This is a genomic window from Nocardiopsis oceanisediminis, assembly GCF_048595525.1.
GTDB classification, from domain to species: Bacteria; Actinomycetota; Actinomycetes; order Streptosporangiales; family Streptosporangiaceae; genus Nocardiopsis_A; species Nocardiopsis_A oceanisediminis.
The window spans coordinates 5,658,776-5,677,823 of the sequence record NZ_JAFMZJ010000001.1 but is presented as its reverse complement, the minus strand read 5'-3'; the positions used below and the strand labels follow the sequence as shown (position 1 = coordinate 5,677,823).

General features: G+C 73.4%; 15 protein-coding genes. 7 read left to right on the top strand and 8 right to left on the bottom strand.

The window, feature by feature from the left end; genetic code table 11:
* Nucleotides 1-179: 179 nt before the first annotated feature.
* The 4 genes from J0910_RS24800 to J0910_RS24785 all read left to right on the top strand — a co-directional run bounded on the left by J0910_RS24800 (nucleotide 180) and on the right by J0910_RS24785 (nucleotide 6,055).
* Nucleotides 180-1,163 (top strand): ABC transporter permease, encoded by a 984-nt coding sequence (locus tag J0910_RS24800; protein ID WP_420160948.1) that lies wholly within the window; start codon nucleotides 180-182, stop codon nucleotides 1,161-1,163.
* A gap of 40 nt (nucleotides 1,164-1,203) precedes the next feature.
* Nucleotides 1,204-2,109: an ABC transporter permease gene (locus tag J0910_RS24795; RefSeq protein WP_420160947.1), complete on the top strand. Its 906-nt coding sequence runs from the start codon at nucleotides 1,204-1,206 to the stop codon at nucleotides 2,107-2,109.
* A 20-nt stretch (nucleotides 2,110-2,129) separates the two neighbouring features.
* Nucleotides 2,130-4,265: a dipeptide ABC transporter ATP-binding protein gene (locus tag J0910_RS24790; RefSeq protein WP_420162079.1), complete on the top strand. Its 2,136-nt coding sequence runs from the start codon at nucleotides 2,130-2,132 to the stop codon at nucleotides 4,263-4,265.
* 65 nt (nucleotides 4,266-4,330) lie between these two features.
* Nucleotides 4,331-6,055, top strand: coding sequence for an ABC transporter family substrate-binding protein (locus J0910_RS24785; protein ID WP_420160946.1), 1,725 nt, complete (start codon nucleotides 4,331-4,333; stop codon nucleotides 6,053-6,055).
* A gap of 101 nt (nucleotides 6,056-6,156) precedes the next feature.
* On the opposite strand, the gene J0910_RS24780 is transcribed toward J0910_RS24785, so the two are convergent.
* From J0910_RS24780 to J0910_RS24765, 4 genes are all read right to left on the bottom strand, one after another.
* Nucleotides 6,157-7,095: an exonuclease domain-containing protein gene (locus J0910_RS24780; protein WP_420160945.1), complete on the bottom strand. Its 939-nt coding sequence runs from the start codon at nucleotides 7,093-7,095 to the stop codon at nucleotides 6,157-6,159.
* 109 nt (nucleotides 7,096-7,204) lie between these two features.
* The gene (locus J0910_RS24775; protein ID WP_420160944.1) at nucleotides 7,205-8,665 is read right to left on the bottom strand and encodes an SDR family NAD(P)-dependent oxidoreductase; all 1,461 of its coding nucleotides are present in this window, start codon (nucleotides 8,663-8,665) and stop codon (nucleotides 7,205-7,207) included.
* 186 nt (nucleotides 8,666-8,851) lie between these two features.
* The gene (locus J0910_RS24770) at nucleotides 8,852-10,177 is read right to left on the bottom strand and encodes an outer membrane protein assembly factor BamB family protein (RefSeq protein ID WP_420160943.1); all 1,326 of its coding nucleotides are present in this window, start codon (nucleotides 10,175-10,177) and stop codon (nucleotides 8,852-8,854) included.
* A 179-nt stretch (nucleotides 10,178-10,356) separates the two neighbouring features.
* A complete protein-coding gene (locus J0910_RS24765) occupies nucleotides 10,357-11,004 on the bottom strand; it encodes a response regulator transcription factor (RefSeq protein WP_420160942.1) in 648 nt (215 codons plus the stop codon).
* Between the two features lie 534 nt (nucleotides 11,005-11,538).
* Here J0910_RS24765 and J0910_RS24760 point away from each other — a divergent pair.
* From J0910_RS24760 to J0910_RS24750, 3 genes are all read left to right on the top strand, one after another.
* Entirely contained in the window at nucleotides 11,539-12,093 is a 555-nt protein-coding gene (locus J0910_RS24760) for an RDD family protein (protein ID WP_420160941.1), read from the top strand.
* Nucleotides 12,094-12,476: 383 nt separating this feature from the next.
* Nucleotides 12,477-13,019, top strand: a complete 543-nt coding sequence (idi, locus tag J0910_RS24755) for an isopentenyl-diphosphate Delta-isomerase (RefSeq protein WP_420160940.1) — start codon at nucleotides 12,477-12,479, stop codon at nucleotides 13,017-13,019.
* Between the two features lie 257 nt (nucleotides 13,020-13,276).
* A complete protein-coding gene (locus tag J0910_RS24750) occupies nucleotides 13,277-14,872 on the top strand; it encodes an alpha-amylase family glycosyl hydrolase (RefSeq protein WP_420160939.1) in 1,596 nt (531 codons plus the stop codon).
* Nucleotides 14,873-15,030: 158 nt separating this feature from the next.
* Here J0910_RS24750 and J0910_RS24745 read toward each other — a convergent pair whose 3' ends face one another.
* The 4 genes from J0910_RS24745 to J0910_RS24730 all read right to left on the bottom strand — a co-directional run bounded on the left by J0910_RS24745 (nucleotide 15,031) and on the right by J0910_RS24730 (nucleotide 18,936).
* On the bottom strand, nucleotides 15,031-15,249 hold the full coding sequence (locus tag J0910_RS24745) for an EF-hand domain-containing protein (protein ID WP_420160938.1): 219 nt from the start codon (nucleotides 15,247-15,249) through the stop codon (nucleotides 15,031-15,033).
* 314 nt (nucleotides 15,250-15,563) lie between these two features.
* Nucleotides 15,564-16,574 carry a TIGR03842 family LLM class F420-dependent oxidoreductase gene (locus J0910_RS24740; RefSeq protein WP_420160937.1) on the bottom strand — a complete coding sequence of 337 codons (1,011 nt, stop codon included), beginning with the start codon at nucleotides 16,572-16,574 and terminating at the stop codon, nucleotides 15,564-15,566.
* Nucleotides 16,575-16,611: 37 nt separating this feature from the next.
* Nucleotides 16,612-18,018 carry a dihydropyrimidinase gene (hydA, locus tag J0910_RS24735; protein WP_420160936.1) on the bottom strand — a complete coding sequence of 469 codons (1,407 nt, stop codon included), beginning with the start codon at nucleotides 18,016-18,018 and terminating at the stop codon, nucleotides 16,612-16,614.
* Between the two features lie 75 nt (nucleotides 18,019-18,093).
* Nucleotides 18,094-18,936, bottom strand: a complete 843-nt coding sequence (locus tag J0910_RS24730) for a nitrilase-related carbon-nitrogen hydrolase (protein WP_420160935.1) — start codon at nucleotides 18,934-18,936, stop codon at nucleotides 18,094-18,096.
* Nucleotides 18,937-19,048: the final 112 nt, after the last annotated feature.

Here is a 19,048-nt window from a genome sequence, read left to right as displayed (position 1 = left end):
CACAGACCGTGAACCGGATGAAAGTACGTTTCGGTGGCCATCGGGAGTGAACCCCATCGGGCTCCGCAGGGGAACCGGATGTCCTTCGCTGGAGGGCGCCGGGCCTCCGCGCGGTGCGCGGGGCGCGACGCCCCGAGCCGGCACGGGTGGCGCGGTTGGCGCAGGGTAGGAGGCCCTCTTTGGGGATGTTCCTGGTCAGGCGACTAGTGAACTACGTGGTGCTGATCTTCTTAGCATCGAGTTTCGCCTATCTGCTGGCGGCGACCACCCTGCAGCCGCGCGCCTATTTCGAGCAGCGCCAGCCGCCGCCCAGCCAGGAGGCGATCGAGGCCCAGCTCAACGACCTCAACCTGAACGACGAGGTGCCTCTGGCGCAGAGGTACGGCGTCTGGGTGAGCGGCGTCATGCAGGGCGATTTCGGCCAGACCATCAAAGACCAGAGCGTCAATGAGGAGATGAGCCGCAAAGCGGGGGTGACCCTGCGGCTGATCACGGTCGGGGCCGTTCTGGGCTGCGCGGTGGGCATCTCCGTCGGAGCCTACGCCGCGGTGCGGCAGTACAAGCGCTTCGACCGCTATTCCACCTGGGCCGCCTTCATCGTGCTCTCCGTGCCGACCGTGGTCATCGCGGTCTCGCTCCAGGTCGGCGCGGTCTGGATCAACGATCTGACCGGAACGCAGATGCTGCAGTACGGCGGAGAGTACACGGCCGGCCTGGACGCCGGGTTCTGGGGCACGCTGCTGGACCGGCTCCAGCACGCCCTGCTGCCCACGCTGACCCTGACCATCTCGCTGTTCGCGGCGTTCGCCCGGTACCAGCGGAACATGATGCTGGACGTGCTCGGCGCGGACTACGTGCGCACCGCCATGGCCAAGGGGCTGACCCGGCGCAAGGCGCTGTTCAAGCACGCGCTGCGGACCGCCCTCATCCCCACCATCACCTACTTCACCTTCACCTTCGGCGTGCTGCTGGCGGGGACCACCTTCACCGAGAAGATCTACGGCTGGCACGGGATGGGCGCGTGGGTCGTCGACTCCATCGTGCAGAACGACGTCAACGCCGTGGCCGCGGTGACCTGCTTCATGGCGGTGTGCGTGATGGCGGCGTCCTTCCTCTCCGACATCCTCTACGCCTGGCTCGACCCCCGGGTCCGGGTGAGCTGATGGCGATCCCGACGACGGCACACACGATGGAGCGGAAACCGTGACCTTGACCACTGAGCAGCCCGGGGAGGCGCCGGGGCGCACCGCCGCGACCGGCCAGGGGCGCTGGGGCGGCGTTCTGCGGGAGCTGCTCCGCACGCGCAGGGCCATGGTCGGCATCCTGCTCATCCTCGCCCTGATCCTGATGGCCTGGATCGGGCCGCTGATCAGCCCGTGGGAGATGGGGGAGCGGGACTTCACCGCGTTCCGCTCCGGCCCCTCCCCCGAGCACTGGTTCGGCACCGACAACACCGGCCGCGACGTGTTCACCCTGACCATGGTGGGCCTGCAGAAGTCGATCATCATCGGCCTGCTGGTCGCGGTACTGTCCACCGCGGTCGCCGCGGTGGTCGGCGCGTTCGCCGGCTACTTCCTCGGGCTCACCGACAAGGCCCTGATGTGGGTCACCGACCTGGCCCTGGTGCTGCCCAGCTTCCTGATCCTGGCCATCCTCTACCCGTCCCTCAAGGACTCCGGGTGGATCATGTTCGTGCTGCTGCTCGCGGCGTTCATGTGGATGGTCACCGCCAAGATGGTGCGCGGCATGACGATCTCGCTCAAGGAGCGCGAGTACGTGCTGGCCGCCAGGTACATGGGCGTGCCCGCCTGGCGGATCATCTTCCGCCACATCATCCCGAACATGGCGTCCCTGCTGATCGTGGACGCGACCATCAACGTCAGCTCGGCCATCATCACCGAGACCAGCCTGTCCTACTTCGGCTTCGGCGTGCAGCCGCCGGACGTGTCACTGGGATCGCTGATCGCCCTGGGCGCGCCGCAGGCCCTCGCGTTCTGGTGGATGTTCGCGTTCTGCACCGGCCTGCTGGTCGTCCTGGTCCTCGCGGTCAACCTGATCGGCGACGGCCTGCGAGACGCGCTCGATCCCCAGGCCAAACGCAGGTCGTAGAAGGAATGGACGAGAAGAAGATGACCCGCACCGCCAGTGCCGCCGGGGCAGAGAAGGCCACCGGGCGCGCCGACGACGGAACCCCGGTCCTGGAGGTCACCGACCTCAACGTGGTCTTCCCCGGGAGCGTCCGCAACCCCGACATCCATGCCGTGCGCGGCGTGAGCTACACGGTCCGCCCCGGCGAGGTCCTGGGCATCGTCGGCGAGTCCGGATCCGGCAAGTCGGTCTCCTCCATGGCCGCCATGGGCCTGCTCCCCGACTACGCGCAGGTCACCGGCTCCATCCGGCTGCACGGCGAGGAGCTGCTCGGCCTGGACGACCAGGCCATGTCCGCCAAGCGCGGCAACGCGATCGCCATGGTCTTCCAGGACCCGCTGTCCGGCCTGACCCCGGTCTACACCGTCGGCGACCAGGTCGCCGAGGCGGTCCGGGTGCACAACCCCAAGGCGACCAAGCAGGAGGCGGCCGAGCGGGCGGTGGAGCTGCTCGAACTGGTCGGCATCCCGGAGGCGCGGCGCCGCTACCGGGCGTTCCCGCACGAGTTCTCCGGCGGCATGCGGCAGCGCGTGATGATCGCCATCGCGATCGCCAACGACCCCGACCTGATCATCTGCGACGAGCCCACCACCGCCCTGGACGTCACGATCCAGGCGCAGATCCTGGACGTGCTCAAGACGGCGCAGCGCGAGACCGGCGCCGCGATCGTCATGATCACCCACGACCTGGGCGTGGTGGCCGGCTTCGCCGACCGGGTGCAGGTGATGTACGCCGGGCGGCTGGTGGAGAGCGGCTCCGTCGACGACGTCTTCTACCGCTCCCGGATGCCCTACACCATGGGGCTGCACGGCGCCGTCCCGCACGTCACCATGGAGGAGAAGCGCCCGCTGGTGCCGATCAGCGGCAACCCGCCGTCGCTGGCGGACCTCCCGCCGGGCTGCCCGTTCTCGCCGCGCTGCCCGATCGCGGCGGACGCCTGCCGCGAAGCCGAACCGGACCTGCTGCCGGTCGGCACCGAGGGGCACGCCGCCGCCTGCGTCCGGGCCGCCGAGATCGAGGAGCAGGGGTGGGGCGTCGCCGACGTCTACCCTGTTCCCGAGATCCCGCCGGCGGAGGCGGCGCAGCGCCCCCGCGCGGAGCGGGAGACCGTGCTGGCCGTCGAGGACCTGGTCAAGCACCACCCGCTGATGAAGGGCGCGGTGTTCAAGCGCCGGGTCGGCACCGTGTACGCGGTGGACGGCATCAGCTTCGACATCGCCGAGGGGGAGACCCTGGGCCTGGTGGGCGAGTCCGGTTGCGGCAAGTCCAGCACGCTGCTGGAGATCCTCAGCCTGGACCGCCCGCAGCGCGGCCGGGTGGAGGTGCTGGGCCGGGCGTCGGGAACCGGGACCGCCCGGGACAAGTTCGCCATCCGGCGCAACGTCCAGGTGGTCTTCCAGGACCCGATGAGCTCACTGGACCCGCGGATGCCGGTCTTCGAGATCATCGCCGAGCCGCTGCGGACCCACGGCTTCCCCAAGGCGGACCTGCCCGGACGCGTCTCCGAACTGCTCGAACTGGTCGGGCTCGACGCGGAGCAGGCCTCCCGCTACCCGCAGCACTTCTCCGGCGGCCAGCGCCAGCGGATCAGCATCGCCCGCGCGCTCGCCCTGGAGCCCAAGCTGCTGATCCTGGACGAACCGGTCTCCGCCCTGGACGTGTCCATCCAGGCCGGCGTGGTGAACCTGCTCGACGAGCTCAAGGCCCGCCTGGGGCTGTCCTACCTCTTCGTCGCGCACGACCTGTCCGTGGTCCGGCACATCGCCGACCGGGTGGCGGTGATGTACCTCGGCAAGATCGTGGAGATCGGCGGCGTGGACGAGGTCTACGAGTCCCCCGCGCACCCCTACACGCGGGCGCTGCTCTCCGCGATCCCGGTGCCCGACCCGCGGGTCGAGCGGGAGCGCGAGCACATCGTGCTCACCGGCGACCTGCCCAACCCGGCGTCCCCGCCGAGGGGGTGCGTCTTCCATACCCGCTGCCCGGTCTTCGCGGCCCTCGGGGCGGAGGAGAAGGAGGCCTGCCTGGGCGTCCAGCCCGTGGCCGAGCCCACCGGAAGCGGGAGCGGCGACCACGCCGCGGCCTGCCACTACCCGGACCGCGAGATCGGATCCTGAAAGCGTCCGGACCTCCAGCGTCCGGCCATCCCCCCGTGACCAGGAAGAAGCGAGGAGAACCCGATATGAGACTCGGACGTTCGGCGTCGTTCGCCGCGTCGGCCGCGGCGGTCACGCTGCTGCTCGGCGCGTGCAGCGGCGGAGGCGGCGGTGACGAGGGCGGCGAGGAGAAGAAGCTCGCGGACATCCCCGCCGTGGACATCAACAAGACCGACCGCGCCGAGATCAAAGACGGCGGCACGTTCAACTGGGGCATCAACGAGTACCCCACCCAGTACAACCTGGAGCACGTGGACGGCAACCTCGCCAACGTGCAGCGGATCGCCGCCTCGGTGATGCCGCGGCCGATGGTCTACAACGAGTCCGGCGACTTCTCCCCCAACACCCCCTACCTCGAAGAGGCCGAGGTCAGCGAGGACGGCCTGGAGATCCACTACAAGCTCAACCCGGACGCCGAGTGGTCCAACGGCGACCCCATCACCTGGGAGGACTACGAGGCGCAGGCGGAGACCCTCTCCGGCGGGCGCAAGGACGACAAGAAGTACAAGATCGGCGACAAGTCCGGCTACGAGCTGATCGACAAGGTCGTCAAGGGCGCGGACGAGTACGAGTTCACCCTTGAGATGAAGTCCTCCTACGGCGAGTGGCCGCTCCTCTTCGAGATCCTGTACCCGAAGAAGTACATGGAGGACCCCGAGGAGTTCAACAAGGGCTACGAGAAGGACTTCCCGGTCACCGCCGGCCCGTTCGGCGACGTCGAGTTCGACGACACCGCGGAGACCGTCACCGTCAACAAGAGCGACGACTGGTGGGGCGAGCCGGCGAAGCTGGACTCGATCATCTTCCACAGCTACGCCAACGACGCGCTGTCCGGCGTCTACAACAACGACGAGATCGACGGCTACTACCTCGGCTACGAGGCCGCCGACTACGAGCTCCTCAAGGACAAGGAGGGCTCGCGGATCACCGAGGCGATCGACAACGCCTACCGGCACATGACCTTCAACGGCGGCGAGGGCCAGCTGCTGGAGCAGGTCGAGGTCCGCAACGCCCTGGTGCACGGCATCGACCGGGCGCAGATGGCCTCGGCCACCCTCGGCGGCGTCGAGTGGACCACCGACCCGACCGCCAACCGCCTGCTGCGCTCCACCCAGACCGGGTTCAAGGACAACAGCAAGGGCTACGGCGAGTACGACCCGGAGAAGGCCGCCGAGATGCTCGACGAGGCGGGCTGGACGCTCAAGGAGGGGGATGAGGTCCGCACCAACGAGGACGGCGACGAGCTCACCCTGAACTGGGTGATCCCCTCCGACCTGCAGAACACCGCGGACGAGGCGGAGATCGCCAAGAGCCAGCTGGCCGAGATCAACGTCGGCGTGGACATCAACTCGGTGCCGAACAACTCCTTCTTCACCGAGTACGTCATCCCCGGCAACTACGACGCGACCACCTACGTCCTCGTCGGGACCAGCCCGTACTCCGGCGACTCCGCGGAGAACTTCACCGGCCCGCACGGCGAGGACGAGGACGGCAAGCCGGTCTGGGGCAACAACCTCACCTTCACCAGCACCGAGGGGATCAACAAGGGCTTCGAGGACCTGGTCGCCGAGACCGACCCGGAGAAGTACGCCGAGATCGCCAACGAGATCGACCGGATGCTGTGGGAGCAGTCCATGGCGGTGCCGCTGTTCCAGCGCCCGGGCACCTTCGCGGTCAACGAGAAGCTGGCCAACTGGGGGGCCAACGGCCTGTCCTCGATCATCTACGAGGACATCGGCTGGACCGAGTAGTCCGTGCCCTCCGCCGCCGCGGCGGCGGAGGGGACCGACCCGGCGCCCCGGTGGAGCGCCCGGCACCGCGCCGGGCGCTCCGCCCTTTTCGGCGCCGGGGGTCAGGCGCCCTCGCGGAGGATCTGCTCCAGCTCGGCCTCGTCGATGATGGCGATCGGCTGCCCCTTGGCCCGGTACTCCTCGGCCTTGCGGCGCTTGGCGGTGGCCGCCGAGTGGTCGCCCACCACCAGCACCGTGACCTTCTTGGTGACGTTCTTGGAGACGGCCCCGCCGACCGCGGCGATCTCGCCCCACAGCTCGATCTTGTCCCGGGAGGTGTCGCTCAGGCACACCACGGCGCCGTAGAGCGGGCCGTCCGGGTCGGCGTTGTCCAGGTCGGGCGCGGGCGGTTCGGCGCGGCTCTCCTCGTTCCACCGGGAGAACCGGGGGGAGGGGCCGCGCCGCTTGCGGCAGTAGGCCGGGGCGCGGTCCGGGCCGATCCGGCCCAGCACCACGTCCTCCCGGGTGCACAGCCCGCCCAGGGTGGGCGCCCCGCGCTCGCGCATCAGCTCCAGCACGATGCGGGCGCTGCCCTCGGCGTCGGAGAGCGGGTTGTGGTGGTCCAGGTCGAAGCCGATCCGGGTGCACAGCGTCTTGAGCTTGTGGTCCGGGCTGTCGGTCCACACCGACCGGGCCAGCACCACCGAGCAGGCGATCTCCATCTCCGGGACGGGGATCCCGCTGTGCATGCAGGCCCGCTGGACGACCTCCATCTCCATCGGGGCGAAGTGGGCGACGACCGGGGCCCCGCCGGCGAAGGCCAGGATCCGCTTGAGCACCTCGGGCCACTGGGCGGCGTCCCGCACGTCCTCGGCGGTCACCCCGCCGTTGAACGGGGCCAGCCCGGGGTCGAACCAGGAGACCGGCTCGGGCGGCTGCACGTACTCCAGGAGGCGGTCGGTGACGGTGCCGCCGGCGACCTTCACCATGCCGACCCGGCAGACGCTCCCGTTGTCGCCGTTGGCCGTCTCGAAGTCGAGTGCGACCCACTCCTCCGCCATCACCGCACCTCCCGCGTGGCCGAACGTCCCTCGCCGGCGTAATGTTCCGGATTCTCGCGCACCGTGCCGACGTTCCGCCGGTCATCCCGGGGATCGGCGTCCGCCCCGCTCACCAGCCGGACGGCCGGTAGTCCTTGAGGAAGCACCCGTGGAGATCCTCCCCGGCCTCCCCGCGCACGATCGGGTCGTAGACCCGGGCGGCCCCGTCCACCAGGTCCAGCGGGGCGTGGAACCCGGCGGCGGCCAGCCGCACCTTCTCCGGGTGCGGGCGCTCGTCGGTGATCCACCCGGTGTCCACGCTGTTCATCAGGATCCCGTCGGCGAACATGTCCTCGGCGGAGGTCCGGGTGAGCATGTTGAGCGAGGCCTTGGCCATGTTGGTGTGCGGGTGCCCCGCCCCCTTGTAGCCGCGGCCGAACACCCCCTCCATCGCCGAGACGTTGACGACGTGGGCGCGCCGGGCGGGCGAGGCGGCCAGCGCCGGGCGCAACCGGTTCACCAGGACGAACGGCGCGGTGACGTTGCAGAGCTGCACTTCCAGCATCTCCACCGGGTCGACCTCGCCCACGGTCTGCGTCCAGCTGTTCACCGGGGCCAGGTCGGGCACCAGCCCGCCGGCGTCCACCGCGGTGCCCGCGGCGATCCGCTCCGGCGCGGCCGAGCCGCGGGTCAGCGCGAGGGCGGTGAGCGCCTCGGGCGCCATCGCCGGACCGCCCGCGCCGTCCGCGCCCGCGGGCAGGCCGCCGGCGCCGGGGGCGGAGCCGAGCACCAGGGTCTCGGGGCGCGGCCCGGAGCCGGGCAGCGCCGCCGCCGCGGACTCGGCCTCGATCAGCAGGGCGTAGGAGGCGGCGGAGCGGCGCACGGTCTGCGCCGCGTTGTTGATCAGCACGTCCAGCGGGCCCTCGGCGGCCACCGTGTCGGCCAGCTCGGTCACCTGGGCGGGGTCGCGCAGGTCGATGCCGACGATGCGGAGCCGGTGCAGCCACTCCGGGCTGTCGGCCAGGGCGGCGAACCGGCGCGCCGCGTCGTTGGGGAAGCGCGTGGTGACGGTGGTGTGCGCGCCGTCGCGCAGCAGCCGCAGCGCGATGTACATGCCGATCTTGGCGCGGCCGCCGGTGAGCAGCGCGCGCCGCCCGGTCAGGTCGGTGCGGGCGTCCCGGCGGGCCCGGTTCTCCGCCGCGCAGTCCGGGCAGAGCTGGTGGTAGAAGGCGTCGACGACGGTGTACTTCTCTTTGCAGATGTAGCAGGGGCGGGCCCGGTGCAGCACCCCGGCGCTGGCCCCGGTCGCGGCGGGGGCGAGCTCGGCGCCGCGGGTCTCGTCGTCGATCCGGTCCGGTGCGGCGGTCGCGGTGCGGGCCAGCACGGCGGCGTCGGCCGCGCTCTGCTCCTCCCGCCGCTCCCGGCGGCGGCGCAGCTTGACCTCTTTGAACAGGCGGGCGGTGGCGCGCTGCACGCGCAGCGAGTCGGGGTGCTCGGGGTGCAGCCCCTCCGCCTCGGCCAGCACGGCGAGGCACGCCTCCAGCCGCTCCGGATCGATCCGAGCGCCGCCGTCCCGGCCGTCCTGCCCCATCGCCGTCCTCTCCCCGCGTCCTGCTCCCGGCCACCGTGTTCCGGGCCTCGGCGCGGGGGCGCCGCGGCCGACCGGAACCAGGGGAACTCTATGCGCCCCGGGGAGCGGAGCGGACATCGGCGGCCGCCCCCGGCGCCGCGCCCCGGAGGGCGCGGTGTTCCGGGTCCGGCCCGGCGCGGAGGCGGGTCAGCCGGTGGCGGGGTAGGCGGTGACCTTCCCGCCCCCGCCGCGGCGCAGGCCCAGGACGCCGTTGGTGGAGTCGGGGGCGACCCCCGGGTCGAGGCCGAGGTCGTTCTGGAAGTCGAGGCTGTAGATGCCGGCCGCGGCGCCCTCCAGCCCCCGGTCGGCGTAGAGCAGCCCGTGCCAGACGCCGCGGATCGAGGTGGGCACGCCGCCGCCGAGCTTCTCGTCGCTCCAGAGCAGGTCGCCGGTGTCGGCGGTGTAGACCTGCACCGCGGGGGTGGAGGTCCCGTCCGACCAGCAGGCCAGCAGGGACTGCTCGTCGTACCGGCACACCTGGTCGGGGAGGGGGTCCGGCCAGTAGGCGACCTCGCCGCTTCCGGCGTGCACCGCGGCCCACTCGACGGCCCGCTCCCCGGGGGAGGGCTCCTCCGCCCCTGCGCCCCCGGGCCGCTCCGCCCCGCCGCCCCCCGCCTCCGGCGGTCCCGCGCCGCCGGAGGGCGGGGCCTCGCGGGCCACCAGGACCAGTCCGCCGCCCATCGGGGCGGCGTAGCGGGGGCGGCCCTCCTCGGCGGAGTCCTCGCCCCACAGGGTCCACTCCGGGGAGCCGTCGCGCGCGGAGAGCGCGGTGAGGGCGCCGGGGGCACTGCCGGCCTCCCAGCCCACCACCGAGCCGTCCTGGAGGACCTCGGGGCGCACCCCGGGGTCGGACCAGAGCGGCTCGCCGTCGGCGGGGTCGAACGCGAACGCGGTCCCGTAGGAGACCACCACCGCGTCGCCGTCGGCGCCCACCACGAACACGTCGTCGGCGTCGGGGACCCCGCCGCGGGAGGGGATGACCTCCCGGTGCCAGACGGGCTCGCCGTCGCCGGCGTCGACCGCCAGCACCTCCAGCCGCTCCTGGGCGACCGCGTCGCCCGCGCCGGGGTTGCGGGTGAGGAACGCGCCGATCACCACCGGCCGGTCGTCGATCTCGGCGAGCACCGCCCCGTCCGGGCGGACCCCGTGCACCGGCTGGTCGGGGGCGGCGCTCCACAGCTCGCGGTCGTCCAGCCCGTCGTGCGCGTGCAGGCCGTCCTCGTCGGCGTAGTAGACCGTCTCGCCGTCGATCGGCGGCAGCGGGACGCCCTCGCGGGCGCCGACGTCGATCCGGACCCCGGCCGAGGCGTCGAACTCGGTGGGCGGGTCGAACACCCCCTCCTCGGCGCGCTGCTGCTCGGCGCCGCCCCCGCCGTCGGCCGGGCCGGTGCAGCCCGACGCGAGCACCGCCGCGGCGGCGGCCGCGAACACCGGTCGGAGCGCGCGGCGGCGCGGGGACGGTCCGATCTGCACGGGGCACACCTTCGAGCGGGCGGGGTCTGCGGGGCGCCTGCACGGCGCTTTCCGGCCCTCACTCTAGAGAAGATCCGGCGGACCCGCGCCGCGCCCCGGACCCGCTGCGGGGCAGCGCGAGCGCGCCGCCCCCGCGTACCGGGGGAGGGTGTTCTCCGGGCGGTCCCGCGGGCCGGGGGTCAGACCAGGGCGGACTCCGCCTCCTTCCAGCGCTGCACCGCCTCGGCCCGGTTGCGCACGTGCAGTTTGGCGTAGATGTGATTGATGTGGTTCTTCACCGTCTTCTCCGAGACCACCAGGTGGTCGGAGATCATCGAGTTGGACATCCCGCCGGCGACCAGCCGGATCACCTGGGACTCCCGCTCGGTCAGGCCGCTCTCGGAGCGGAGCGCCGCGGCGGTGGCCGGGCCGCGCGCCGCGACGAGCGCGTCCACGTCGGCCTGCCCGGCCGGCTCGCCCCCGGGCCGGACCACGGCCGCCACCACCTCGGCCAGCTCGGGCGGGGTGAACGAGCCGTACTGGAGGAACGCGCGGGCGCCCCGGCCGACCGCGGCCCGGCCCTCCTCCCGGTCCCCGGCGAAGGCCAGCGCGACGACCGGCGCCAGCCTGCTCAGCTCCCGCACCGGATCGGCGCCGGAGGCGGGTATGTGCACATCGAGCAGGACGGCGTCGGGGAGCTCCTCCCCGGCGGTCTTGACCGCCTCCGCCCCGGTCCGGCTCTCCAGGACGGTGGATCCCGAAGCCCTGCGCAGGTGCGCGGCGAGCCCGGCGCGCATCACGGCGTTGTCGCCGGCGAGCAGAACGGTGAGGGGGGAGGACGGGGTCATGGGGGCTCTCCTGGTCATCGCTAGTGCCGCTGGGGTGAGCCGTCGCTGACTCTCCGCAGCCGGTTTCGGGCGTCTTCCGGCGCCGCGGGTTTCGACGCCCCGGTGCGGGCGACGGTCGGGGGCTGAAGGGCGGGTGGGGTCCTGCGAGACGTGTGTTGCGGATACCTTGCCCCGGAATGTCCGCGGGTATGCCGCATCAGGGCGTGGCCGGAACCGGCCTCTCGCCCGCCGTCCAGGGCCCCGCCGGTACCGGATCCGCCGGAACCGCACGTACACGCGGCGCGCCGTACACGCGCGCGGAGGTTCCGGAACCGGCCACGGGGCCCGCGGCTCCGCCGAGCCTCCCGGCGCGGGCCCGGCCCCGCTCCGCCGCGCGCCGGCTCTTCCCGCCCCCGTCCGCCCTCGGGGCCGTCGCCCGCCCCCGGGCCCGTTACCTCGGATGTGAATCGGGGGAGGCCGATCGAGTAGCGTCGCACCCGGGCCGGACGGTGTGCGCGGGGACGTTGCGAGCGGGCGCGAGCGGAAGGAGTGGCGATGGCGCAGGGGGGCGGTCACGGACCGGGCGGCGGTCCGCAGCACGGCTGGGGCGCCGGTCCCGCCGAGCGGCCGCGCAGCGCCGACCTGGGACGCCGCTTCGCGGCCCGGCTCATCGACTGCGTCATCGTCCAGGCGGTCTCCATGGTCGCGCTGGTGCCGCTGCTCGCCGTGCTGATGGTGGCCGGCTCGGCGCTCCCCGACGGGCCGCTCTCCGAGGGCGCCGGGCTGGGGTCGTTCGCCGCGCTCTTCTTCGCGATCTGGTGGGGCTACGAAGTGCTCTTCCTGCCCAAGTGGGGGGCGACCCCGGGGAAGAGGGTGATGGGGCTCCGGGTGGTGCCGCTGCGCGGAGCCGAGCCCCTCCTCTCGACCCGCGCGGCCGCGGTCCGCGGCCTGTTCTGGGCGGGGCCGCTGCTGTTCGGCTGGAGCCCGTGGGTGAACCTGGTCAGCGGGCTGTACTGGATCGCCGACATCGGCTGGGCGGTCAAGGACCGTCCGGACCGGCAGGCGCTGCACGACAAGGCCGCCGGGACCCGGGTCGTGGAAGAGGTCTGACCCCGGAGCGCGCGCCCGGCGGCGGAGACCGGCCCATCCCCCCCGTTCCTTCCCGATGATCTTGACGTTGCGGGGGTGTCAGAGCGCTCTGACACCCCCGCAACGTCAAGATCATCGCCCGGGGGCGAGATCTCCCGTTGAGGGGCGGAGATATCGCCGCAATGGCGGCGGACCGGGCACCCCGAACGGGACATCCGCCCCGTATCGCGATCGGGCCCCCTGCCGCCCGCCCCGCCCCTATGCTGGGAACGCCGCTCCCACCTGGACGAACGGAGAGCGGGCGGCCGCGTCCCGTGCCCGTGCCGCGGCCGCTGACCCGGCGCACCCGCGCCGCGGGGCGAGGCGGCCTCCTCCCCGCGGCCCCGCCCGTGCAAGGAGGCACGATGACCGAGATCCTGGTCGAACTGGTGGACCCCGGCGGCGCCCCGCTGGGGACCGCGGAGAAGCTCTCCGCGCACACCGCCCCGGGAAGGCTGCACCGGGCCTTCTCGGTCCTGCTGTTCGACCCGGACGGGCGCCTGCTGCTGCAGCGCCGCGCCGCCGGCAAGTACCACTCCGCCGGGGCCTGGTCCAACACCTGCTGCGGGCACCCCTTCCCGGGGGAGGACCCGCTCTCCGCGGCGGCCCGCCGCACCGCGGAGGAGCTCGGCGCGCCGCCCGCCATGCTCGCCGCCGCCGGCACCGTCGCCTACGACCTGAGCGACCCCGGGTCCGGACTGGTCGAGCGGGAGTTCAACCACCTGTTCGTCGGCGAGGCCCCGGCCGACTTCGCCCCGGACCCCGGGGAGATCGCCGAGACGGCCTTCGCCGGCCCCGCCGAACTGCGCGCGATGCGCGCCGCCGCCCCGTTCTCGGTCTGGTTCGACACCGTGCTGGAGGCCGCCGCCCCGCAGATCCGCCGCCGCTTCCCGGAAACCGGCTGGTGAACCCCTGGCGCGGCCACTGGCCTCGGCCGGTGTGAAGCTCTGATCCCGCCACCGGACCGGGGCGCCGCCGAGCCCGGCTCCCGGCGCCCGCGCCCCGCGCGGCCGGCGCACCGAGGCGGCCGGGGCCGGGAAGGCCCGGGGGTGGCCGGATGCGGCCGCCGCGCCGCGGGCGGTCCCGGGGTGACGGCGGCCGGTGCCGGGGAGGAAGCGTCTCGTGCGGCCGAGTCCCGTGCCGCCGAGAGAAGGGAGGCCCCGCGATGACCCCGAGCGCCGAGCGGAGCACCGTGCCCGAGTGGTTCGACGACGCCGTGCTGTACCAGGTGTACCCGCAGAGCTTCGCCGACTCCGACGGGGACGGGATCGGCGACTTCGCCGGGATCACCGCGCACCTGGACCACCTGGAGTGGCTCGGGGTGGACGCGGTGTGGATCAACCCCTGCTTCGCCTCCCCGTTCACCGACGCCGGGTACGACGTCGCCGACTACTTCTCCGTCGCGCCGCGCTACGGCACCGACGACGACCTGGCGCTCCTGGTGGACGAGGCCCGGCGCAGGGGCATCCGCATCCTGTTCGACCTGGTCGCCGGGCACACCTCGGACCGGCACCCGTGGTTCGTGCACTCCGCGTCGGACCCCTCCGACGACCGCTACATCTGGGCGGACCGGCCCGCGCCCGGGTTCCGGCCCTCGCCGGGCAGCCGGGAGGGCTACTACAAGCCGAACTTCTTCCCCAGCCAGCCCGCGCTGAACTTCGGCTACGCCCACCCCAGGGAGGGCGAGCCCTGGCGGCTGCCGGTGGACGCCGAGGGGCCGCGGGCCAACCGCAGGGCGCTCGCCGAGATCATGGACCACTGGCTGAGCCGGGGCGTCTCCGGGTTCCGGGTGGACATGGCCTACTCGCTGGTCAAGGACGACCCGGGGTGGGTGGAGACGGGCCGGCTCTGGAACGAGCTGCGGGCCGGGCTGCGGGCCGACCACCCCGAGGCGGTGCTGGTCTCGGAGTGGGGCGACCCGGCGACGGCGGTCGGCGCCGGGTTCCACGCCGACTTCCTGCTGCACTTCGGCGGGCCCTGGCGGGGCGCCGCGCTGCGGTCGCTGTGGGACACCCGGGCCGGCACCGACCGCCGGCCCTGGGACTTCCGCGGCAGCCGCTGCTACTTCGACGCCGAGGGCGGCGGGAGCCCGCGCACCTTCCTGGAGGCGTGGCGCGGCGCATCCGCCGCGGTCGAGGGGCGCGGGCGGATCTCCCTGCCCACCTCCAACCACGACTTCTCCCGGCTGGTGTGCGGTCCGCGCACCCCGGAGCAGGCCCGGTCGGCCTTCGCGTTCCTGCTCACCTGGCCCGCGCTGCCCGCGATCCACTACGGCGACGAGATCGGCATGCGCTTCGTCCCGGACCTGCCGGACACCGAGGGCAGCCAGCTCGTCCCCGGGGTGAACCGGGCCGGCTCGCGCACCCCGATGCAGTGGGACGCCACCCCGGGGGCGGGCTTCTCCACCGCCCCCGAGGACCGCTTCTACCTGCCGCTGGACCCCGACCCGGGCCGCCCGGACGCCGCGTCGCAGCGGGCCGACGAAGGGTCGCTGCTGCACCTGGTGCGCCGGCTGATCGCGCTCCGCAAGGCCCGCACCGGGCTGGGCACCGGCGGCGCGGTGGAGGTCGTCGCGGACGGCTACCCGCTGGTGTACGAGCGGGACGGCCGCTACCTGGTCGCGGTCAACCCGCGCCGGGACGCCGCCGAGGCCGCCGTCGCCGGGTACGGCGGGGCCCGCCCGCTGCTCACCGAGGGGGCCGAGTGCACCGCCGAGGGCGTCCGGGTGCGGGGCTTCGGCTTCGGCGTCTTCGAACTCTGACCCCTGTGCATCCGGGCGCCGGCGCGGTCCGGCTTCCGACGGTCTCGGCGCTGCGGCCCCGCCAGAGCGCTCTGGCGGGGCCGCAGCGCCGAGACCATGGAGCAAGGGGGGAGCGGCAGGCGGTGTCGGCGCCCGCCGCCTTCCTCCGGCCGCTGTCCTCAGGCCCGGTCGCCGGACATGAACCGGGAGAACTCCTCCAGGGAGATGCGGCCGTCGCCGTCCCCGTCCATCGCGCGGACGACCTCCTGGGCGCGCTCCGGGGTGCACGGGGAGCCGAGGGCCTCCATCAGCCGGGTGAGCTCCTCGGCGCTGATCAGGCCGTCGCCGTCCGCGTCGACGAGGGAGAAGGTCGGGGCGAACTCGGTCGTCTCCGGCATGTGCTGACACGCTCCAGGTATCGGGGCGGAACCGGCGGAAACCGGCGGAAACCGGCCCGCGCGGGGCCGCACCGCGCCGGTCCGGCCGCGGTGCCGTGCGGCGGAAGGCTACGGTGCGCCTCGGCACCGCCGCAACAGCGGGGGCGCCGCCGCTCCGGCCGCATCCCGCGCGGGCGGGACGGCCGCCGCGCCTCCGGGGAGAAGGCCGGCCCCGCCCCGGCGGCCGGGCGCCGGGGCGGACCCGGGCGGCGGGGGACGCGGCCGGAGCGCGCACCGGCCGCGCCCCCGGAGACCCCGGAACAGGGGCGGTCCGGTCACGGAGCGGCCGGCACGACCTCCCGGGCGTACCCGTCGATCAGCCCGTCCACCGCGTCGTGCATCGCGTACACCGCGAACTGGTCCACCCCGGCCGCGCGCAGCTCTGCCAGCTTGGCCAGCTGCGCGTCGGGCGGCCCGATCAGGCAGAACCGGTCCACCACCGAGTCCGGGACGAACGCGGTGTCGGGGTTGCCGGCCCGGCCGTGGTGGCCGTAGTCGTAGCCCTTCCGGTCCTTGATGTAGGCGGTCAGCTCCTCGGGGACCGCGCCGGACCCCTCCCCGTACCGGGCCACCAGGTCGGCGACGTGGTTGCCGACCATGCCGCCGAACCACCGGCACTGCTCCCGGGCGTGCGCGGCCTGCTCCGCGCTCCCGTCGGTGAGGTAGGCGGGCGCCGCCGCGCACACGGTGAGCTCGGCCGGGTCGCGCCCGGCCGCGGCGGCCGCCGCCCGCGCCTCGTGCACCATCCAGCCCACCAGGTAGGGGTCGGCGACCTGCAGGATGAGCCCGTCGGCGGCGCGCCCGGCCAGGGCCAGCGCGCGCGGGCCGTAGGCGGCGGTCCACACCGGCAGCCGGCCGCCGCGCACCCACGGCAGGCGCATCGCGGCGCCGTCCACCTCGGCCTCGCGGCCCTCGGCGAGCTCGCGGATCGCGTGCATCGCCGCCTCCAGCTGGGCCAGGGTGGCCGGCGGGCGCCCCGCGACGCGCATCGCCGAGTCGCCGCGGCCGATCCCGCACACCGTCCGCGCCCCGTACATGTCGTTGAGCGTGGCGAAGGACGAGGCGGTGACCTCCCAGGCCCTGGTGCTCGGGTTGGTCACCATGGTGCCCACGCGCAGCCGCTCGGTGGCGGCCAGGACGCGGCTGTAGATGACGAACGGCTCCTGCCACAGCACGCAGGAGTCGAAGGTCCAGCCGTAGCCGAACCCGCCCTCCTCGGCGCGGCGCATCCGCTCCACCAGCGCCCCCGCGGGCGGGTCCGTCTGCAGCACCAGTCCGAAGTCCACTCGTCGCCCCTCTCGTCGTCGGTCCCCGAAGCCCGGATCAGTCCAGATACCCGCAGGTGGAGCGGGGGACGTACCGGCCGTGCCCGGCCGCGCCGAGGTAGGACCCGCCGTCCACCACCACCCGGCCGCGGGAGAGCACGGTGCGCACCCGGCCGCGCACCCGGGTGCCCTCATAGGCGGAGTAGTCGACGTTCATGTGGTGCGTCTCGGCGGAGATCACCTGCTCCGCACCGGGGTCGTAGACCACCAGGTCGGCGTCGGAGCCGGGGGCGAGCACCCCCTTGCGCGGGTACAGCCCGAACATCCGCGCCGGGGCCGCGCAGGCGGTCTCCACCCACTTGCGCAGCGTGATCCGACCGTCCACCACGGCCTGGTGCAGCAGGTCCATCCGGTTCTCCACGCCCGGCATCCCGTTGGGGATCCGGGAGAAGTCGCCCCGGCCCAGCTCCTTCTGCCCGGAGAAGCAGAACGGGCAGTGGTCGGTGGAGACCACCGAGAGGTCGCCGGTGCGCAGCCCGCGCCAGAGCGCGCGCTGGTGGTGCTCGGGCCGCAGCGGCGTGGAGCAGACGTACTTGGCGCCCTCGAAGTCCGGCTCGGCCAGCTTGTCCGCGGTGAGGAAGAGGTACTGCGGGCAGGTCTCGCCGAACACCGGCAGCCCCGCGTCGCGGGCGCGGACCAGCTCCTCCACCGCCTCCTCGGCGGACACGTGCACCACGTACAGCGGGCTTCCGGCCACCCGGGACAGCTGTATCGCGCGGTGCACCGCCTCCGACTCCAGCAGCGCCCGGCGGACCTCGCCGTGCACCCGGGGATCGGTCCGCCCCTCGGCCAGCGCCTGCTCCACCAGCACATCGATGGCGATGCCGTTCTCGGCGTGCATCATCACCAGCCCGCCGTTGCCCGCGGCGCGCTGCATGGTGCGCAGGATCTTCCCGTCGTCGCTGTAGAACACCCCGGGGTAGGCCATGAACAGCTTGAACGAGGTGACGCCCTCGGCGACCAGGGCGTCCAGCTCCTTCAGCGAGTCCTCGGTCACGTCGGAGAGGATCGCGTGAAACCCGTAGTCGACGGCGCACACCCCGTCGGCCTTGGCGTGCCAGGCGTCCAGGCCCTCCCGGACCGCCCCGCCGACCGGCTGGATCGCGAAGTCCACGATGGTGGTGGTGCCGCCCCAGGCGGCGGCGCGGGTGCCGGTCTCGAAGGTGTCGGAGGCGTAGGTGCCGCCGAACGGCATCTCCATGTGGGTGTGCGCGTCCACCCCGCCGGGCAGCACGTAGTGCCCGGAGGCGTCGATCACCTCGGCCCCGCTCCGGGCCCAGGCCTCGGCGGCCTCGCTGCCCCGCGCGGCGACGGCGGCGATCCTCTCGCCCTCGACGAGCACCTCGGCGCTGCTCTCCCCGGACTCGCCGAGCACGAGTCCCCCGGTGACGAGGGTGCGGTTCACAGGCGGCTCCTTCTCTCTCCAGCGGCGCGGCCCCGCACCGCCGCGTCCCCCGGCGCCCGCGGCGCGGGGCGGTCCTCACGCCTCGGTCAGCGGCCGGTAGGCCTCGGGGCGGCGGTCGCGGTAGAAGGCCCACTGGTGCCGGACCTCGTCGATCAGGCCGAAGTCCAGGTCGCGGACGAGCAGCTCGGCCTTGGCGTCGGAGGCGGGCGCGCCGACGAAGGCCCCGCGCGGGTCGGCGAAGTAGCTGGTGCCGTAGAAGTCGTTGTCGCCGTACTCCTCGCGGCCGATCCGGTTGATCGCGGCGACGAAGTACTCGTTGGCGACGGCCGCCGCGGGCTGCTCCAGCCTCCACAGGTGGGAGGAGAGGCCGCGGCTGGTGGCCGACGGGTTGTACACCAGCTGCGCCCCGGCCAGGCCGAGGGCGCGCCACCCCTCCGGGAAATGCCGGTCGTAGCAGATGTAGACGCCGATCCGGCCGGCCGCGGTGTCGAACACCGGCCAGCCCAGGTTTCCGGGCCGGAAGTAGAACTTCTCCCAGAACCCTTTCAGCTGCGGAACATGGTGCTTCCGGTATTTCCCGAGATATGTTCCGTCCGCGTCGACCACGGCCGCGGTGTTGTAGTAGAAACCCGATCCGTCCACCTCGAAGACCGGGAGGACCATGACCATGCCGAGTTCGGCGGCCAGTTCCCGGAACCGGGAGACGGTGGGGCCGTCGGGAACCGGCTCGGCCCAGCGGTAGTGCTCCTCGTCCTGCACCTGGCAGAAGTAGGGGGCGTTGAAGACCTCCTGGAAGCCGATCACCTCGGCGCCCTGCGCCGCGGCGTCGCGGGCGTACCGCTCGTGGGCCGCGACCATGGAGGCGGTGTCGCCGGTCCACTCGGTCTGGACGAGTGCTGCGCGAACGGTTCGGGACATGGCCCTCCTCGGTTGCGCGGCCCTTTCTCCGCTCACCGGTGAACGGGGGCGCGTGCCGATGAACTCTAGGTAGCGCCCGCCGCGCGGTCAATCCCCGCCGCACCGGGCGGAG

What these genes read in the sequence shown, in the direction of transcription:
- J0910_RS24790 (WP_420162079.1), top strand. Translation starts at nt 2,130, where the DNA reads ATGACCCGCACCGCCAGTGCCGCCGGGGCAGAGAAGGCCACCGGGCGC.
- J0910_RS24785 (WP_420160946.1), top strand. Translation starts at nt 4,331, where the DNA reads ATGAGACTCGGACGTTCGGCGTCGTTCGCCGCGTCGGCCGCGGCGGTC.
- J0910_RS24780 (WP_420160945.1), bottom strand. Translation starts at nt 7,095, where the DNA reads ATGGCGGAGGAGTGGGTCGCACTCGACTTCGAGACGGCCAACGGCGAC.
- J0910_RS24775 (WP_420160944.1), bottom strand. Translation starts at nt 8,665, where the DNA reads ATGGGGCAGGACGGCCGGGACGGCGGCGCTCGGATCGATCCGGAGCGG.
- J0910_RS24765 (WP_420160942.1), bottom strand. Translation starts at nt 11,004, where the DNA reads ATGACCCCGTCCTCCCCCCTCACCGTTCTGCTCGCCGGCGACAACGCC.
- J0910_RS24760 (WP_420160941.1), top strand. Translation starts at nt 11,539, where the DNA reads ATGGCGCAGGGGGGCGGTCACGGACCGGGCGGCGGTCCGCAGCACGGC.
- idi (WP_420160940.1), top strand. Translation starts at nt 12,477, where the DNA reads ATGACCGAGATCCTGGTCGAACTGGTGGACCCCGGCGGCGCCCCGCTG.
- J0910_RS24750 (WP_420160939.1), top strand. Translation starts at nt 13,277, where the DNA reads ATGACCCCGAGCGCCGAGCGGAGCACCGTGCCCGAGTGGTTCGACGAC.
- J0910_RS24745 (WP_420160938.1), bottom strand. Translation starts at nt 15,249, where the DNA reads ATGCCGGAGACGACCGAGTTCGCCCCGACCTTCTCCCTCGTCGACGCG.
- J0910_RS24730 (WP_420160935.1), bottom strand. Translation starts at nt 18,936, where the DNA reads ATGTCCCGAACCGTTCGCGCAGCACTCGTCCAGACCGAGTGGACCGGC.